Origin of the sequence: Burkholderia oklahomensis C6786 (assembly GCF_000959365.1) — a bacterium.
Taxonomy (GTDB): Bacteria; Pseudomonadota; Gammaproteobacteria; order Burkholderiales; family Burkholderiaceae; genus Burkholderia; species Burkholderia oklahomensis.
In genome coordinates this window covers 1,256,267-1,273,466 of sequence record NZ_CP009556.1, presented here as the reverse complement: position 1 = coordinate 1,273,466, position 17,200 = coordinate 1,256,267, and the positions used below count along the sequence as shown (strand labels likewise).

General features: G+C 68.0%; 13 protein-coding genes. 3 read left to right on the top strand and 10 right to left on the bottom strand.

The window, feature by feature from the left end; genetic code table 11:
• Positions 1-177: 177 nt before the first annotated feature.
• The 3 genes from BG90_RS23530 to BG90_RS23520 are packed head-to-tail and all read right to left on the bottom strand — an operon-like array spanning position 178 to position 6,311.
• Complete coding sequence (locus BG90_RS23530) at positions 178-2,640, bottom strand: glycosyltransferase family 4 protein (RefSeq protein ID WP_045568408.1); 2,463 nt, start codon at positions 2,638-2,640, stop codon at positions 178-180.
• Positions 2,637-4,106 carry a flippase gene (locus tag BG90_RS23525; protein WP_010109877.1) on the bottom strand — a complete coding sequence of 490 codons (1,470 nt, stop codon included), beginning with the start codon at positions 4,104-4,106 and terminating at the stop codon, positions 2,637-2,639. Before BG90_RS23525 ends, BG90_RS23530 begins: the two co-directional genes overlap by 4 nt.
• 48 nt (positions 4,107-4,154) lie before the next feature.
• Positions 4,155-6,311, bottom strand: coding sequence for an NHL repeat-containing protein (locus BG90_RS23520; protein WP_010119914.1), 2,157 nt, complete (start codon positions 6,309-6,311; stop codon positions 4,155-4,157).
• Between the two features lie 551 nt (positions 6,312-6,862).
• On the opposite strand from BG90_RS23520, the gene BG90_RS23515 reads away from it, so the two are divergent.
• From BG90_RS23515 to BG90_RS23505, 3 genes are read left to right on the top strand one after another with little or no spacing between them, the layout of a single operon-like run.
• Positions 6,863-7,921, top strand: coding sequence for an acyltransferase family protein (locus tag BG90_RS23515; protein WP_010119918.1), 1,059 nt, complete (start codon positions 6,863-6,865; stop codon positions 7,919-7,921).
• Positions 7,922-7,955: 34 nt separating this feature from the next.
• The gene (gene gmd / locus BG90_RS23510; protein ID WP_010109881.1) at positions 7,956-8,999 is read left to right on the top strand and encodes a GDP-mannose 4,6-dehydratase; all 1,044 of its coding nucleotides are present in this window, start codon (positions 7,956-7,958) and stop codon (positions 8,997-8,999) included.
• Positions 8,986-9,954, top strand: a complete 969-nt coding sequence (locus tag BG90_RS23505) for an NAD-dependent epimerase/dehydratase family protein (RefSeq protein ID WP_010119923.1) — start codon at positions 8,986-8,988, stop codon at positions 9,952-9,954. The genes gmd and BG90_RS23505 overlap by 14 nt, the downstream gene beginning before the upstream one ends.
• Here BG90_RS23505 and BG90_RS23500 read toward each other — a convergent pair.
• The 7 genes from BG90_RS23500 to accD all read right to left on the bottom strand — a co-directional run bounded on the left by BG90_RS23500 (position 9,939) and on the right by accD (position 17,184).
• Positions 9,939-10,316, bottom strand: a complete 378-nt coding sequence (locus tag BG90_RS23500) for a cupin domain-containing protein (RefSeq protein ID WP_010109883.1) — start codon at positions 10,314-10,316, stop codon at positions 9,939-9,941. The two genes, BG90_RS23505 and BG90_RS23500, sit on opposite strands and share 16 nt — an antisense overlap.
• A 241-nt stretch (positions 10,317-10,557) precedes the next feature.
• Positions 10,558-11,829, bottom strand: a complete 1,272-nt coding sequence (locus BG90_RS23495; protein WP_010119927.1) for an O-succinylhomoserine sulfhydrylase — start codon at positions 11,827-11,829, stop codon at positions 10,558-10,560.
• Positions 11,830-12,003: 174 nt separating this feature from the next.
• A complete protein-coding gene (gene purF, locus BG90_RS23490) occupies positions 12,004-13,539 on the bottom strand; it encodes an amidophosphoribosyltransferase (protein ID WP_010109889.1) in 1,536 nt (511 codons plus the stop codon).
• Between the two features lie 51 nt (positions 13,540-13,590).
• The gene (locus tag BG90_RS23485) at positions 13,591-14,085 is read right to left on the bottom strand and encodes a CvpA family protein (protein ID WP_010109891.1); all 495 of its coding nucleotides are present in this window, start codon (positions 14,083-14,085) and stop codon (positions 13,591-13,593) included.
• Positions 14,086-14,091: 6 nt separating this feature from the next.
• A complete protein-coding gene (locus tag BG90_RS23480) occupies positions 14,092-14,880 on the bottom strand; it encodes an SPOR domain-containing protein (RefSeq protein ID WP_010119929.1) in 789 nt (262 codons plus the stop codon).
• Positions 14,881-14,909: 29 nt separating this feature from the next.
• Positions 14,910-16,223, bottom strand: coding sequence for a bifunctional tetrahydrofolate synthase/dihydrofolate synthase (gene folC, locus BG90_RS23475; protein WP_010119931.1), 1,314 nt, complete (start codon positions 16,221-16,223; stop codon positions 14,910-14,912).
• 88 nt (positions 16,224-16,311) lie between these two features.
• Positions 16,312-17,184, bottom strand: a complete 873-nt coding sequence (gene accD / locus BG90_RS23470) for an acetyl-CoA carboxylase, carboxyltransferase subunit beta (protein ID WP_010109906.1) — start codon at positions 17,182-17,184, stop codon at positions 16,312-16,314.
• Between the last annotated feature and the right edge of the window lie 16 nt (positions 17,185-17,200).

The following is a 17,200-nucleotide window of genomic DNA, read 5'->3' as shown; positions in this document are numbered from 1 at the left end:
ACCGAGCTCGGCGTCCCGAACCGCCCGCTGCGCCCCGCTGCGCGCTCGTCACGACAGCGCGATCAAGAAGCGCCGCGCCGATTCGGCTCGACAAAGCAAGCGCAAGCGGACCGCGCAGAAAATTCGGCGCGGTCGGCCCAACCCGCCGCGCCGCCCACGCTCGCCATCGAACCGGTTTCACCGCCGCCGCGCGGTCTCGGCGAGAATCCGCTCGACCTGCTCGACGTAAGTCCGCGTGCCGAAGCGGCTCACCGCGGTGTCGTGGCCGTTCGCGACGAGCCGCTCGCACAGGACCGCATCGGTCCGCAGCGCGGCGAGCGCGTCGGCGAGCGCATGGGCGTCGCCGGGTCCGCAGAGGAGGCCGTTCACGTCGTCGTCGATGATCTCGACGACGCCGCCCGCGCGCGCCGCGACGACCGGCCGCTTCGCAAGCATCCCTTCGACGATCACGCGGCCGAACGGCTCCGGCGTGATCGACGTGTGCGCGACGACGTCGACCGCCTTCATGCACGCGGCGACGTCGCGCTGGAAGCCGAGGAAATGCACACGCTCGCCGAGCCCGTGCAGCGCGACGTAGCCGCGCAGCTCGGCCGCGTATTCGTCCTCGCCGAAGAGCGGCGCGCCGACGAGCGCGACGTGCATGTCCGGATAGAGCCGCGCCGCCTCGAGCAGCACGTGCTGCCCCTTCCAGTGCGCGAGCCGGCTGAACGAGCCGACGATCCACGCATCGGCCGGCAAGCCGAAGCGCACGCGCAGCGCGGCCTGGCGGACCGGTTCCAGCGCGACGAACGGCTCGGCCGAGATCCCGTTGAAGACGACCTGCACCGCGCGGCGATCGAAGTCCGTCAGCGCGAGGAACGCCTGCGCGGACGCGTCCGAGTTCGCGATCACGCGCGTCACGCCGAGCCGCGCGCAATGCTTGATCGCCAGGCGCTGCTTCGAACCGAAATGCGCTTCGCTGACGATGTCGCGCAGATGCCAGACGACCGGCTTGCGCGCGAGCCGCCCGGCGAGCGCGCCGACCACCATCGCGCGCTGCGTGTTCGCGTAGATCACGTCGGCGTCGCGCGCGCGCCGCGCGACTTCCCGCACGAGCGCGAGCAGGCTGCCCGCCGCGCGCAGCGACACGCCGCCCTGCTTGTGGACGCCCGCGAGCGCGCGCTGGCCGACGACGTCGACATGCACGCCCGCCTCGTCGAGCGCCGCGCGGAACGGACCGTCGTCGAACAGCACGACGTCGGCCGAATCGCGCAGATGCTTCATGATTTCGAGCAGCGACAGCTCGGCGCCGCCGAGCACGCCGCTCTGGTCGAGCACGAGCGCCCTCAGGCCGCTCGCCGCGAGCGACGTGCCGCTGGCCGGCCGCGCCGCGCCCGCGCGCATCGCGCGCGCCTGCGCGTTCGGCAGCAGTGCATCGATCTGCGCGACGAAGCGCCGCCGGAAATGCGCGGCGGAAAACCGCTCGGCGTTCGCGCGGCAGTCCTCCGGCTTGAAGCGGTCCGGCGCACGCTCGAAGGCGTCGACCGCGTCGACGATCGCGCGCGCGCTCTGCTCGTCGAAGAACACGCCGGTCGGCCGCTCGTGCGACGCCGCGTCGCGCACCGTCTCGAGCGCGCCGCCCTTGCCGAACGCGATGACGGGCGTGCCGCACGCCTGCGCCTCGACGACCGAGATCCCGAAATCCTCCTCCGCCGCGAACACGAACGCCTTCGCGCGGCGCATCCGGTCCTGCAGCACCGAGAACGGCTGATAGCCCATGATCTCGACGTTCGGCGCGGCCTTCGCGCGGATCTTCCGCATGTCCGGGCCGTCGCCGATCACGACGAGCCGCCGCTCGGGCATCTGCGCGAACGCTTCGACGATCAGGTCGATCTTCTTGTACGGCACCATCCGCGACGCGGTCAGGTAGAAGTCTTCCTTGTGCGTCGACAGCGTGAACGCGTCGACGTCGACGGGCGGAAACACGACCGCCGCGTCGCGCTGATAGACCTTGTGGATGCGCCGCGCGATGAACGCCGAGTTCGCGACGAAGCGGTCGACCGAATTCGACGTGCGCACGTCCCAGTTGCGGATGTAATGCAGGATCAGCCGCGCGACCGCGGATTTGACGCCGCGCGTCAACTGCGATTGTTCGAGGTACTGATGCTGGAGGTCCCACGCGTAGCGGATCGGCGAATGCACGTAGCTCACGTGCACCTGGTCCGGCCCGGTGAGAATGCCCTTCGCGACCGCGTGGCTGCTCGAAATGACGAGGTCGTACGCGGACACGTCGAGCTGCTCGATCGCGAGCGGCATCAGCGGCAGATAGCTGCGGTACTTCGTGCGCGCGTACGGCAGCTTCTGGATGAACGACGTCGTGACCGGCTTGCCGCGCAGGAACGTGCGATCGTCGAGGAAATCGACGAGGCCGAACAGATCCGCGTCCGGAAAGCACGCGACGATCTGCTCGAGCACGCGCTCGGCGCCCGCATAGGTGACGAGCCAGTCGTGGACGATCGCGACGCGCAGCGGCCGCGCCGCGTCGCGCGCGCGCAGCGGGGGCGGCGGCGCATCGGCGACGCGCGCGTCGCGCGCGGCGCGCTCGACGTCCTGAAACGTCGCGGCGCGCTGCAACGGGTGTTCTGCAAGATCGCGATTCATACGCTCTTCCTCGGGTTCAGGCGCACGAGCACGCTGCGCGCGAGTGCGCGCATGCCGGGCGTCATCGTGATCGACCAGCCGACGTTCAGCGCGACCGCGACCGCGCATCCGGCGACCGCGGCGGCGAGGCCGCCTGGCAGCGCGTGCGCGAAGTAAAGGCTCGCAAGCAGGAATGCGAGGTGCGCGAACATGTCGAGCGCGATCGCGCGCATCCGGATCGCGGACAGATACAGCAGCACGCCGTAATCGACGAGCGCGCGCGCGGCGACGACGACGGCCGCGCCGATCAGCCCGAAATGGTGGATGCCGAGCCACAGCGCGCCGACGAAGAACGGCATCTGCACGAGGCCCGCGGCGGCGGCGCGCGCCGGGTTGACCTGCGACTGGATCAGGATGCGCGTGACGCTCGCCTGTCCGACGAGCCACACGCTGATCACGAGCACGCGGCCGACGGGCGCCGACAGCTCGGCGAGATCCTTGCCGATCCACAGCGTGAGGAACGGCCCGAGCGCGAAGACCGCGACGATCGCGACCGGCGTGAACACGCCGTTCAGGAATTCGAGCGACTGCTTGACGAGCGTGTCCGCGTGGTCGCGGCCGACCGCCGACAGCCGCGGGAACAGCGTGCGCACGAGCGCGTTCGGCAGCATGTTCAAGCGCGTGACGAGGTTCTGCGGCACCGTGTAATACGTGACGTACTTCGCGCCGAGCCCGGCGCCCAGCATCACGCGGTCGAGCGTGTCGGCGATCATGCTCGTCGTGCTCGCGATCAGCATCCAGCCGCCGAAGTTGAAGAGCCCCTTCGCGGTGCCGAGCTGCGGCGGCTCGATCCTGCGGATGCCGAGCACTTTCATGCTCGCCGAGCCGAGCATCACCGCGGCGATGAAGCGCGCGCCGACCGCGGCGGCGAGCACGACCTGCAGCGTCGGCGCGACGAGCCACGCGGCGAACAGCGGCAAGAGCTGGAACAGGAACGTGCCGATCGTCTGGTTCGTGTTGAACACGCCGAAACGCTCGGCGCCGTTGATCGCGCCGGCAAACACCCACGACACGTTCGCGAGCGGAATCGCGAGCGCGAGCCACGGCAGCGCGAGATACACCTCGTGCTGCAGCTCGGCCGACACCTTCGTGAAGTACGCGGTGTACATGAACGCGCCGAAGTAGATCAGGAGCCCGCCCGCGATCCCGGTCGCGAGGTTGAGCCAGAACGCGCTCCAGAACACGTGCGCGCTCTCTTTCGCGTCGCCGCTCGCGAGCGCCTTCGAGATGTGGTTCTGCGCGGCCATGCTCATCCCGAGATCGAGGATCCCGAAATAGCCGATCAGCGTCCACACGAGGCTCACGACGCCGTAGCGCTCGACGCCGAGCGCCTTGATGTACGCGGGCACCGTCACGAGCGACACGAAGGTCGGCAGGATCAAGCCGAAGAAATTGATCGCGACGTTCTTCAGAATGCCTTTATCCATGGCCGCGCCGCCCCGCTCCGTTCACGCCTGCCCTCGTCCACGCGCCGTTCATTGCGGCCTCCATCGATACATCATCACTTTGCCGCGCGCGTCCTCCTCGACGAAGATCAGGTACTCGCCGTTGTCGCGCTTGTACGCGCTGATCCCGAACGGGACGTCGACCCAGCCGGACGCGCGCCCGACTTCCGGCCCCGGCTTGATCACGCCGAGCTCGCGGCCGTTCTCCTTGTCGTACACGTGCACGGTGCCGGCCGGCTCGACGCCGAACAGGTAACGGCCTTCGACCGTCAGGCCGATCAGGTTGAAGATCGGCTTCGCGTCGAGCTGCCACGGCAGCGAAACCTGGTAGCGCACGACGGGCGAGCCGCTCGACCACTTGTCGAAGCGCACGAGCACGCGCCCCACTTCCTTCGAAAGGCCGCCCACGCGCGGCGCGTCGGCCGTGTAGCCCGTCACGTACAGCGTGTCGGTCGACGCGTCGTACAGCGAGCGGCGCAACTCGGTGAACGGCGCCGGCGTCGGATACGTCGTCAGCTTGTCGTACGCGTAGATCGGATTGCCGGCCTTGTCGAGGCCGCCGAAGCGGAAGCGCCGGATGCCGCGCGTGTCGCTCGTGCGCCAGATGTCGCCGTTCGTGTCGACCCACCAGCCCCAGCCGCCCGCCATGCCCTTGCCGGTCGTGTTCAGCTCGAACTCGCCTGCGTCGATGCGGCCGTTGCCGTTCGCGTCGCGCCAGATCCAGTCGCCGCCCGACGGCCGGTTCGGCACCTTGTCGACGGGCCGCGCGCGGCCCGCGAGCAGCCCCGACGGAATCGCGGTCTCGCCGTCGCGCTTCGGATCGAAGCGATAGATCTTCAGATGGTCCGCATACATGTCGGTCAGGTAGAGGAACGTGTGACCGGCGACCTTGCGCGCGAACGGCATCCCCGGCCATTGATCGGTGTTGAACACCGGATCGTCCGGATACTTGAAGCGATTCGACAGGAATCCGGCATATTTCCATTCCTTGCCGACGGGCTTCGACAGATCGAGCTCGAAGCGCTTGTTGCCGGTGTAGACGCTGTTCGGCCGGCCCGGATCGATCCACGCGCCGTCGACGAACAAGAGCCCCTGCACCTGCCAGCGCAGCCGGCCGTCCGGCGCGTAGCTCTCGAGCGTGCTGCCGAGCCCCGCGCCGATCGTGCCGTGGCGCGGGCCGATGCCGTTCGTCGCGACGTAGACGTTGCCCGCGCGATCGACGCCGACGCCCGTCAGCCCGTTGAAGCGCTGCGGCCCCGGCCGCCCAGCGTAGCCCGCGAAGATGCCGCCGCGCTCGCCGAGCGTGCCGGACATCGCATAGCCGCCTTCGCCGGATTTCGAGAAGATCAGGACCTGCTGGCGCGCACCGTTGTCGGCGATCAGCACGCGGCCCTTCGCGTCGGTCGCGACGTCGACGGCCTCGGTCCCCGGCGGCAGCTCGGGCGCGTCGTCGATCTTGCGGCCGTCGGATCGCACGTGCGCGAGCTTCGCCGGGCCGTTCACCGTGTCGGTCAACAGCCACAGCGTGCCGTCGCCCGCGAGCGCGATCCGGCCCGGCTCGTGCGCGCTCCATGCGCCCTTCTTCTGCATCGTCTGCGCGTCGTACACGTTGACGGTGTCGTGCAGCGGATCGGTCGCGTACAGCACGCTGTCGTTCGCCGCGAGGCCCGCGACTTCCGCGCGCGTGTCGGTCGGCACTTCGTTGACCATCAGGAAGCTCGCCGCGAGCTTCGCGCGCGCGTCCGACGCCTTCGCGCTGCGAAACGGCGCGGCCTGCTTCACGTCGCCGATGTCGCGGCGCGAGATCCCGTACCACTGCCGGCCCTTGTCCGGCCAGACGCCCGGTCCGACGAGCCGGCCCTTTTCGTTGCCGACCGCGATCGCGACGTACGCATAGCGGCTGTTGACCGCGATCGCGCTGCCGCCCGCGTTGCCCCAGCCGTGCGTGCCGCCCGCGAAGCCGAGCATCTTGCCGTCCTGATAGACGCTCGCTTCCGCGCCGCTCTCGTCCCACGGCGCATTCGTATACACCTTGCCGTCGGGCGCGACCGCGATCGCGCGAATGTCGATCTGCGTCCACGTGCCGTCGCCGTAGCCATAGGTATTGCCGATCCACGACGTCGTCGCGGGCAGCACGTTCTCCGCTCTCGCGGCGCCCGCGAGCATCGCCGCCGCGCACACCGCCACTCCCATCCGCATCAAACGTCGCAAAACGCCTCTCCCTTCGACCGTGACGAGACGCCCGCGCGCCTGGCCGAAATGCGAGCCGGACGCGCGAAACGCTCGTGCGTTTGCGACACATGCACGCATCGCAAAATAGGTTTCAAACGATGCGAAGCAGGTTACAAGCAAAAATATTCACAAGAAATTTGGAAATATTTGCGGATATTTCGATGCGCGATCGTGCATCGAATAATCATTTCGAGCCGCTTTCCGCCAGCAAGAACGACCGGCGGCGCCCGCGGGGCGCGTAGAAAATGCCGCGCCGCATCGCGCGCGCGATCGAGACAATCGGGGTCGAATTTCGCATTGCATCCGCCGCTTGCCCGGCGGACGGGCCTGCCGCGCCGCTTCAGAAAAAGTCGAACGAACCGCGACGCGTTTTTTTGCCGATTTCTTTTCCCTAGAATCGATTTCAACTCGATCTTTCATTTATTTCAGCGGATGCACGACGATCGGAACGACGCAAGCGCAGCGCGCGGCCGGCCTCGAATCGTCATCGTCCGCGCCTATGCACGATGACTCGCGATACGCTCGTTGCCCCGCCCGCCCACGCCGGCCGCATCGTCCAGCTCGACGGCCTGCGCGCGTTCGCCGTGCTCGCGGTGTTCTTCCAGCATGCGCTGAAGGCCCCGCTGTGGATCGGCGTCGATCTCTTCTTCGTCCTGAGCGGCCTTCTCATCACCGGCATCCTGCTCGAACGCAAGTCGCGCGGCCAGTCGTACTTCGGCTACTTCTACGCGCGCCGGGTACGCCGCATCCTGCCGCCGTATCTGCTGCTGCTCGTCGTCTCGTCGATCCTGTTCGGCGCCGAATGGGCGAAGCACTGGCCGTGGTACGCGTTCTTCTCGACGAACATCGGGCTGTCGCTCGGCAGCATCGGGCACGAGAGCCTGAACGTGCTGTGGTCGCTCGCCGTCGAGGAGCAGTTCTACATCTTCTGGCCGTTCGTCGTGCTGCTCTGCCCGGAGCGCGCGCTCGCATGGGTCGCGGCCGCGCTGATCGTCGCGGCGCCGCTGCTGCGCGCGGTCGCGACGCCGTGGTTCGATTCGTTCTGGCCGATCTACTACCTGACGCCGTTCCGGATGGACCTGCTCGCCGCGGGCGCGTTGCTCGCGGTCGTGCTGCGCCGCGACCGGCGCGCGCTCGAGCCGTACTACGGCGCGGCGATCGCGCTTGCATGCGCGGCGCTCGCGGCGCTCGCGTGGCTGCACCTGTCGTATCCGCGCTTCCGCGCGGCGAACACGCCGCTCTCCAACGCGACGCTCTACAGCCTCTCGCTCGTGCTCTGCACGTCGATCGTCGTGATCGCGCTGCGCGGCCGCGGCCTCGTGCAGCGCGTGCTGACGAATCCGGCGCTCGTCTACATCGGCACCGTCAGCTACACGATCTATCTCGTCCATCTGAGCGTGCTGTACGCGCTCTGGCCGCTGCACCTGAACCGCTATCCGACGGCGGCGCTCGCGTTCGGCATCACGCTCGCGTATGCGACCGCGAGCTGGTACGGCTTCGAGCGGCGCCTGACGCGCGGCGCGCCCCGGCAAGCGCTCGCGGGCGCCGCGCGCGCATCCGCATGATCCGATTCACCCATCGTTCGATTAGGAAACCGCAATGACCCAAGCACGCAAGGCGATCATCACCGGGATAACGGGCCAAGACGGCGCTTATCTGACGAAGCTGCTGCTCGACAAAGGCTACGAGGTCGTCGGCACGTATCGCCGCACGAGCTCGGTGAACTTCTGGCGCATCGCCGAACTGGGCGTCGACCGGCATCCGAACCTGACGCTCGTCGAGCACGATCTGACCGACCTCGGATCCAGCCTGCGCCTCATCGAACGCGCGCAGCCGGACGAGCTGTACAACCTCGCCGCGCAAAGCTTCGTCGGCGTGTCGTTCGATCAGCCTGCGACGACGGCCGACGTCACGGGCCTCGGCGCGCTGAACCTGCTCGAGGCGATCCGCATCGTGAACCCGAAGACGCGCTACTACCAGGCATCGACGTCGGAGATGTTCGGCAAGGTGCAGGCGATCCCGCAGGTCGAGAGCACGCCGTTCTATCCGCGCAGCCCGTACGGCGTCGCGAAGCTGTTCGCGCACTGGACGACGGTCAACTATCGCGAGTCGTACGGGATCTTCGGCTCGAGCGGGATCCTGTTCAATCACGAATCGCCGCTGCGCGGCCGCGAATTCGTCACGCGCAAGATCACCGACACCGTCGCGAAGATCAAGCTCGGCAACGCGAACCGGCTCGAGCTCGGCAACATGGATGCGAAGCGCGACTGGGGCTTCGCGCTCGAGTATGTCGAAGGGATGTGGCGAATGCTGCAGGCGGACGAACCCGATACCTACGTGCTCGCGACGAACCGCACCGAGACGGTCCGCGATTTCGTGCGGATGGCGTTCGCCGCGGCCGGCTACCAGCTCGAATGGAGCGGCAAGGCTGAAGACGAGCGCGGCATCGACACGGCGACGGGCAACGTGCTCGTGTCGGTGAATCCGAAGTTCTACCGCCCCGCCGAAGTCGATCTGCTGATCGGCTGCGCGGACAAGGCGAAGGAGAAGCTCGGCTGGACGCCGAAGACGACGCTCGAAGCGCTGTGCCGGATGATGGTCGAAGCCGACATCACGCGAAACCGCCACCATGAGACCTTCTGAACCCGGCGCGCGGCGCGCGCTCGTCACCGGCATCGCGGGCTTCACCGGACGCCACCTCGCCGAGCGTCTCGAGGCGGCGGGCTACGACGTGTGGGGCACGGTCGCGCCCGACACCGACGTGTCCGGCGATCCGCTGCTGCGGCGCCGGCAATGTCTGAAGGCGGATTTGCTCGACGTCGACTCTCTGCACGCGGCGGTCGCCGACGCGCGGCCGCACGCGGTCGTGCACCTCGCGGCGCGCGCGCACGTCGCGCACGGCAATCCGCAGGACACGTACCTCGTCAACGTGGTCGGCACGCGCAACCTGCTCGCGTCGCTCGCGGGCCTCGACGCGCGCCCGGACGCGGTGCTGCTCGCGAGCAGCGCGAACGTCTACGGCAACGTGCCGAGCGCAATGCTCGACGAAACGACGCCGCCGCAGCCGGCGAACGATTACGCGGTCAGCAAGCTCGCGATGGAATACATGGCGAAGCTCTGGCTCGACCGCTTGCCGATCGTGATCGCGCGGCCGTTCAACTACACGGGCGTCGGCCAGAGCGAAGCGTACCTGTTGCCGAAGCTCGTCGCGCACTACGCGCGCGGCGAGCCGCGGATCTCGCTCGGCAATCTCGACGTGAGCCGCGATTTCTCCGACGTGCGCGACGTCGTCGACGCCTACGTGCGGCTCGTCGACGCCGCGCCGGCGGGCGAGACGTTCAACGTGTGCGCGGAGCGCGGCCATGCGTTGAAGGAAGTGCTGGCGATGCTCGCGCGGATCGCGGGCTACGTGATCGACGTCAGCGTCGATCCGCGCTTCGTGCGCGAGAACGAAGTGAAGAAGCTGGTCGGCTCGCGGCAGAAGCTGCGCGGCGTGATCGGCGACGCGCGCCGCACGCCGCTCGACGAGACGCTGCGCTGGATGTACGACGACATGCGCGCCGCGTTCGGCGCGCGCGAAGGTCAGCCGGCGAGCTGAGCGTCGATGCCCTTCGCGCGCGGCGACGGCGTATCGCCCGTGTGCAGCGTCGTGACGGTCTCGATCAGCGCGATCCCGCACTCGTCCTCGGCGACCGGGTTGTGCATCGTGTTCTTCGGCACGATGCAGAAGTCGCCCGCGTTCAGCACGACGTCGCGATCCTCGAACTGGATCCGCAAGCTGCCGTAGACGACGTAGAACATCTCGTCCTCGTCGGCGTGCTTGTGCCACGTGAACTCGCCCTTCAGCTTCGCGACCTTCACGTACTGGTCGTTCACGCGTCCGACGATGCGCGGTGACCAGTATTCGGTCACGCCGCGCAACGCCGCTTCGAAGTTGATGCCGGTGCCTGCCTGGAACATGGGGACGCGCCTTGTCGATGCATTCGAGCGGCCAGCTTAGCAGCAAGCGCGCGAACGCGCCGAGCGCGCATTCGTCACGGCCAGCCGGCGCGCGCGGCGGCGCTGCGATGAGCCGCGCCTGGGCCGCACCTGGCGAAGCGAATCGATCGCGGCAAGACGGATCGGCTCGGCGCGCATGCGACGCTCGGCGCGAACCGCGCGAGCCGCTTCGCGCACGCGCGCGCCGCCAAACCGCCCCGCGTCAGCCGGCGAGCCCGCGCGCGAGATCGCCGCGGATGTCCGCCGGATCCTCGAGCCCGACCGCGAGCCGGATCAGCCCTTCGGTGATCCCCGCCGCGTCGCGCGCTTCCGGCGTGATCCGGCTGTGCGTCGTCGTCGCCGGGTGGGTGATCGTCGTGCGCGTGTCGCCTAGGTTCGCGGTGATCGACACGATCTTCGTGCCGTCGATCACGCGCCATGCGTTCGCGCGCTGCTGTTCCGGCGTGTCGCCCTTCAGCTCGAACGACACGACCGAGCCGCCCGACTTCTGCTGACGCTTCGCGAGCGCGTATTGCGGATGCGATTCGAGCCCCGGATAGAACACGCGCTTGACGGCCGGATGCGCTTCGAGCCAGCGGGCGATCTCGAGCGCATTGTCCGACTGCTTGTTCACGCGCAGCGACAGCGTCTCCATCCCCTTGAGCAGCACCCACGCGTTGAACGCGGACAGCGTCGGCCCCGCGGTGCGCACGAACGGGAACACCTTCTCCATGATGAACGCCTTCGAGCCGACGAGCGCGCCGCCCAGCACGCGGCCCTGGCCGTCGAGGAACTTGGTCGCCGAATGCATCACGACGTCCGCGCCGAGCTTGAGCGGCTGCTGCAGCACCGGGCTGCAGAAACAGTTGTCGACGACGAAGAGCGCGTTCGCTTCCTTCGCGATCTTGCCGATCGCCTCGATGTCGGCGAGCTCGGTCATCGGATTCGACGGCGTCTCGAGGAAGAACATCTTCGTCTCGGGACGCACGGCGGCGCGCCATGCGTCGAGATCGGCCGGATCGACGAACGTCGTCGTGATGCCGAACTTCGCGAAGATCTGCCCGAACAGCCCGAGCGTCGAGCCGAACAGGCTGCGCGAGCTGACGAGGTGGTCGCCCGCCGAGAGCGCGGCCATCACGACCGACATGATCGCCGCCATCCCGGACGCGGTCGCGATGCACGCCTCGCCGCCTTCGAGCGCCGCGAGGCGATCCTGAAACATCGTGACGGTCGGGTTCGTGAAGCGCGAGTACGTGTAATAGTCTTCCGAATGCTTGAAGCGCTCGGCCGCCTCGGCCGCGCTCGCATAGCAGAAGCTCGACGTCAGGAAGATCGCTTCCGAGTGCTCGTTGAATTCGCTGCGCAGCGTGCCCGAGCGGACGGCGAGCGTGTCGAAGTTGAGAGAGTCGTCCATGTTCCGTTCATCCGTTTTCAAGCGCATCGCCGCCATGCGCGCCGCGCGGCGAATGCGCAGACCAGCAAAAAGCCCGCTCATGCGTCGGCATCAGCGGGCTTAGCGTGCGGTACGAACAGCTATCGACTCGGGCCGGCGTGGCGCTGCTCGCCGGCCTTCGCTTTAGCTGTTTTGGGTTGCCCCGCGTCCGCAAGCTGAAATCAAATCGACGCAAGGCACCATCGTATCACGCCTTTTCGGTCACGTGCGCGGCGCTCACTCGACCGACAGCTGCAGGTTCATCTGCGAGCGCGCGGCGCCTTCGCCGCTCGGATCGCGATCCGCCTGCGACGCGGGCGCGAGACGCGCGCGCTCGATCGCGTCGAGATACTCGGGCGTGACGTCGCCCGTGATGTAGTCGCCGTCGAAGCACGACGCCTCGAAGCGCTCGAGCGACGGGTTGATGTCGCGCACCGCGCGGCGCAGATCGTCGACGTCCTGATAGATCAGGTAATCGGCGCCGATGATCTTCGCGACTTCCTCGTCGGTGCGGCCGTGCGCGACGAGCTCGCCGCGCGTCGGCATGTCGATCCCGTAGACGTTCGGAAACTTCACGGGCGGCGCCGCCGACGCGAAGATCACCGATTTCGCGCCCGCGTCGCGCGCCATCTGCACGATTTCGTGCGACGTGGTGCCGCGCACGATCGAATCGTCGACGATCAGCACGTGCTTGTCCTTGAACTCGATGCTCATCGCGTTGAGCTTCTGGCGCACCGACTTCTTGCGCACCGCCTGGCCCGGCATGATGAACGTGCGGCCGACGTAGCGATTCTTGAAGAAGCCTTCGCGATATTCGACGCCGAGCTTCTCCGCGACCTGCATCGCCGCCGGACGCGACGAATCGGGAATCGGCATCACGACGTCGATCGGCACGTTCGGCAGCTCGCGCCTGATCTTCTCGGCGAGGTAGTCGCCCATCCGCAGACGGACGTTGTACACGGGCACGCCGTCGAGGCACGAATCCGGACGCGCGAGGTACACGTACTCGAACATGCACGGATTCAGGCTCGGGTTCTCCGCGCACTGGCGGCTGTGGAACTTGCCGTCGACGTCGATGAAGACCGCCTCGCCCGGCAGCACGTCGCGGACGAACTCGAAGCCGATGCCTTCGACCGCGACCGACTCCGACGCGACCATCCATTCGGTGCCGTGATCGGTTTCGAGCTTGCCGATGCAAAGCGGGCGGATGCCGAACGGATCGCGGAACGCGAGGAGGCCGTGGCCCGCGATCAGCGACACGATCGCGTACGAGCCGTGCGCGCGGCGGTGCACGCCCGCGACCGCCTTGAACAGCGAATCCGGATCGAGCTCGAGGTCCGTCGTCGACAACTGCAGCTCGTGCGCGAGCACGTTCAGCAGCACTTCGCTGTCGGAGTTCGTGTTGATGTGGCGGCGGTCGATCCGGAACATCTCGTCCTTCAACTGCTGCCAGTTCGTCAGGTTGCCGTTGTGCGCGAGGATGATGCCGAACGGCGCGTTCACGTAGAACGGTTGCGCTTCGGCTTCGCTCGACGCGGAGCCCGCCGTCGGGTAGCGGACCTGGCCGATCCCGGACGTGCCGGGCAGGCTGCGCATGTTGCGCGTGCGGAACACGTCGCGCACCATGCCGTTCGCCTTGTACATGTGGAAATTGCTGCCGTCCGCCGTCGCGATGCCCGCTGCATCCTGACCGCGATGCTGCAGCAGCAGCAAGCTGTCATAGACGAGCTGGTTGACCGGGGACTGGGAGATAACGCCTACGATGCCGCACATGGCATGTCCTTCAACGATACAAAAAACGGTTCGGTCGGTGCGCTCGCGCGATCAGACGTGAATGTACGCAGCGAGCCCGTCGGGCAAGAGCGGCTTCAGCTCGCGCACGCCCTGTTCGGCGAACGGACGCAGCAACGCGTCGCGCCAGAAATCCTGTTTCGGCAGCTCGGTCAGGCCGGCCGCGGCGACGAGCAGCACCACGAGCAGCACGCCGCGCACGAGGCCGAACATCATGCCGAGCGACCGGTCGACGCCGCCCAGGCCCGTCGCCTGCGCGATCCGAGACAGCAGCGCGTTCGCGACGCCCGCGACGAGCACGACGCCGATGACGATCAACGCGAACGCGATCACCCATTGGGTCAGCGCGCCGCCCGGCCAAGTCGCCGGAATGTAAGGCAGCACGACGCCGACGAAACGGCACGCGATCAAAAATGCGGCGATCCAGCCGATCAGGCCGAAGATCTCGCCGACGAAGCCGCGCCATGCGCCGCGCAGCGCCGACAGACCGATCACCAGCAGCACGGCGTAGTCGAAAGCGGTCAGCATCGCCCGTTACTGCGCGAGGCCCGCTTCGCGCACCTTCGCGATCGCGGCGGACGCGGCCGCGCGATCGGCGAACGGCCCCGCGCGCAACAGTGTAGCCGTACTGCCGTCGGCCTGCTTGCGATGCTCGACATAGGCGGGCACACCCGCCGCTTTCAGCTTCGTCGCCCAGTTGCGGGCGGTCGAGTCGTCGCGGAACGAGCCGAGCTGCAGCGCGAAGCGCGCGCCGGGCGGCGATGCGGGCGACGATGCGGGCGACGATGCGTCACCGTCGGCCGATGCCGTCGCGGCCGGCTTCTGCGCGGCGCTCGGCGCCTTCGCGGCGGCGGTTTGGGTCTTCTTGGCTTCCTTGATGTCCTTGGCGTCCGACTTCGCGGCCGCGGCGGGCGCAGGCGCGACGCTCGCCGCCGCGACAGCCTCGGACGCGGGCGGCTCGTCGTGCGCGACGCCCGCCTGGACGTCCGACGCGTCTTCGTCGTTCGCGGCGGCCGCCTGGTGCGACGGACGGCTCGGGATGTCGATCGCGACGTCGTCCGTGACGGGCTTCGGATGCGAATCGAGCACCATCGGCAGCACGATCACCGCGGCGACGACGAGCGCGATCGCGCCGACGAGGCGCCGACGCGCGCGTTGTTTTTCAGGAAGGGTCGGATCGAGCAGCAGTGCGTCGGTGTCGGGCCGCTCGGTGCGGCGCGACCGGCGCTCCACGCGTTCGGTGCGCACGGTCCGGGCGCCGGACCGCGACCCGCGCCTTTGCGGCGCGTCGTCATCTTTCTTGCCGAACGAGAAAATTCCCATGTATGGCTGAACCCGAAGCTACTCGTCAGTCAGTGGTCATGGCGGCGGTCCACGACGGGCATCACGCCCGCTACCGTGTAGAAGCTACCGAAAACCACGATTCTATCATTGTCGGATGCGCTTTTTAGCGCATCGAGGAACGCATCGGCCGGCGTCGCGTGGCGCGTGACGCTGTGCTGCGCGCCATTTTCGACGCCCGCGCCGCGCAGCACGCGCTCGAGCACGTCGGCCGCTGCCGCGCGCGGCAGCGGCAGATCGGTCAGATGCCAGTGGTCGACCGAGCCCTTCAGCCGCTCGACGATCGCGGCGAGATCCTTGTCGGCCATCGCGCCGAACACCGCGTACGTGTACGGGTAGTAGCCCATGCTGTCGAGATTCTGTGCGAGCACCGCGGCCGCGTGCGGGTTGTGCGCGACGTCGAGCAGCACGAGCGGCTTGCCGGGCAGCACCTGGAAGCGCCCCGGCAGCTCGACGTTCGCGAGCCCGAGCCGGATGTCCTGCGCGGACACGGGCAGCTTCTCGCGCAGCGCCTCGAGCGCGGCGAGCGCGGCCGACGCGTTGAGCAGCTGGTTCGCGCCGCGCAGCGCCGGATACGCGAGCGCCGGATAGCGCTTGTCGCGGCCGACGTAGGCCCACTGCTGGCGCTCGCTGCCGGGCTGCGTCGCGAAGCGGAAGTCGCGTCCGACGAGCCACAGGTCCGCGCCGATCGCCGCCGCGTGATCGATGAGCGTCTGCGGCGGCGTCGGGTCGCCGCAAATCGCGGGCTTGCCCGGACGGAAGATGCCCGCCTTCTCGAACGCGATCTTCTCGCGGGTGTCGCCGAGATATTCGATGTGGTCGACGTCGATGCTCGTCACGACCGCGCAATCGGCATCGATCACGTTGACCGCGTCGAGCCGGCCGCCGAGTCCCACTTCGAGGATCACCGCGTCGAGCCCGCGCGACGCGAACAGGTGCATGATCGCGAGCGTCGTGAACTCGAAGTACGTGAGCGACACCGGTTCCGGCAGGCTCGCGCGCGCCGCCTCGACCGCCTCGAAGTGCGGCAGCAGCTCGTCGTCTTCGACGATCCGCCCGTCGAGGCGCGCGCGCTCGTTGAAGCGCAGCAGATGCGGCGACGTGTGGCAGCCGACCTTATAGCCCGCGCGCACGAGGATCGTCTCGAGGAACGCGCAGGTCGAGCCCTTGCCGTTCGTGCCGCCGACCGTGATCACCGGGCACGCGAACTGGAGCTGCAGCGCGTCCTTCACCTTGCCGATGCGGGTCAGGCCCATGTCGATGCCGACGGGATGCGCGCTTTCGAGGTGCGAGAGCCACGCGTCGAGAGTGGGAAAAGTGCTCATCGAATTCAAAGCGAATACGCCGAAAAAACAAACGCGCCGCTCGGCGCAAGCCGAGCGACGCGCGGTCGTGCAATCACGCGCGTGGCCGTCAAGCCAGCGCGTCGGCCGGCTGGCGCTGCAAGAGCGCGAGCAGCTGCGCGATCTCGTCGCGCATCTTGCGGCGGTCGACGATCATGTCGATCGCGCCCGTCGACAGCAGGAACTCCGCGCGCTGGAAGCCTTCCGGCAGCTTCTCGCGGACCGTCTGCTCGATCACGCGCGGGCCGGCGAAGCCGATCAGCGCCTTCGGCTCGGCGATCACGACGTCGCCGAGGAACGCGAAGCTCGCCGACACGCCGCCCATCGTCGGATCGGTCAGCACCGAGATGAACGGCAGCTTCGCCTCGGAGAGCTTCGTCAGCATCGCGGTGGTCTTCGCCATCTGCATCAGCGACAGCAGGCTTTCCTGCATCCGCGCGCCGCCCGAAGCGGTGAAGCAGATGAACGGCACCTGCTGCTCGAGCGCGTTCTGCGCGCCGCGCGCGAAGCGCTCGCCGACGACCGAGCCCATCGACCCGCCCATGAACGAGAACTCGAAGCACGCGGCGACGACGGGCAGCGTGTGGATCGCGCCGCCCATCACGACCATCGCGTCGGTCTCGCCCGTCTCCTCCATCGCTTCCTTCAGGCGATCCGGATACTTGCGGCTGTCCTTGAACTTCAGCGAATCGACCGGGACGACCTCCTGGCCGATCTCGTAGCGGCCTTCCGAATCGAGCAGCGCGTCGAGGCGCTCGCGCGCGCCGATCCGCATGTGGTGATCGCACTTCGGGCACACGTGCTGATTCGCGTCGACGTCGTTGCGGTACAGCACCGCTTCGCACGACGGACACTTGACCCACAGGCCCTCGGGAATCCCCTTGCGGCTTTTCGGATCGGTCTGCTTGATCTTCGGCGGCAACAGTTTGTCGAGCCAGCTCATCGTATGGTTTCCTGTT

Excerpts from the sequence above, each read along its gene's own strand:
- BG90_RS23525 (WP_010109877.1), bottom strand. The coding sequence starts at position 4,106 with ATGGATAAAGGCATTCTGAAGAACGTCGCGATCAATTTCTTCGGCTTG.
- purF (WP_010109889.1), bottom strand. The coding sequence starts at position 13,539 with ATGTGCGGCATCGTAGGCGTTATCTCCCAGTCCCCGGTCAACCAGCTC.
- gmd (WP_010109881.1), top strand. The coding sequence starts at position 7,956 with ATGACCCAAGCACGCAAGGCGATCATCACCGGGATAACGGGCCAAGAC.
- BG90_RS23480 (WP_010119929.1), bottom strand. The coding sequence starts at position 14,880 with ATGGGAATTTTCTCGTTCGGCAAGAAAGATGACGACGCGCCGCAAAGG.
- BG90_RS23515 (WP_010119918.1), top strand. The coding sequence starts at position 6,863 with ATGACTCGCGATACGCTCGTTGCCCCGCCCGCCCACGCCGGCCGCATC.
- BG90_RS23495 (WP_010119927.1), bottom strand. The coding sequence starts at position 11,829 with ATGAGCGGGCTTTTTGCTGGTCTGCGCATTCGCCGCGCGGCGCGCATG.
- accD (WP_010109906.1), bottom strand. The coding sequence starts at position 17,184 with ATGAGCTGGCTCGACAAACTGTTGCCGCCGAAGATCAAGCAGACCGAT.
- folC (WP_010119931.1), bottom strand. The coding sequence starts at position 16,223 with ATGAGCACTTTTCCCACTCTCGACGCGTGGCTCTCGCACCTCGAAAGC.
- BG90_RS23530 (WP_045568408.1), bottom strand. The coding sequence starts at position 2,640 with ATGAATCGCGATCTTGCAGAACACCCGTTGCAGCGCGCCGCGACGTTT.
- BG90_RS23505 (WP_010119923.1), top strand. The coding sequence starts at position 8,986 with ATGAGACCTTCTGAACCCGGCGCGCGGCGCGCGCTCGTCACCGGCATC.
- BG90_RS23485 (WP_010109891.1), bottom strand. The coding sequence starts at position 14,085 with ATGCTGACCGCTTTCGACTACGCCGTGCTGCTGGTGATCGGTCTGTCG.
- BG90_RS23500 (WP_010109883.1), bottom strand. The coding sequence starts at position 10,316 with ATGTTCCAGGCAGGCACCGGCATCAACTTCGAAGCGGCGTTGCGCGGC.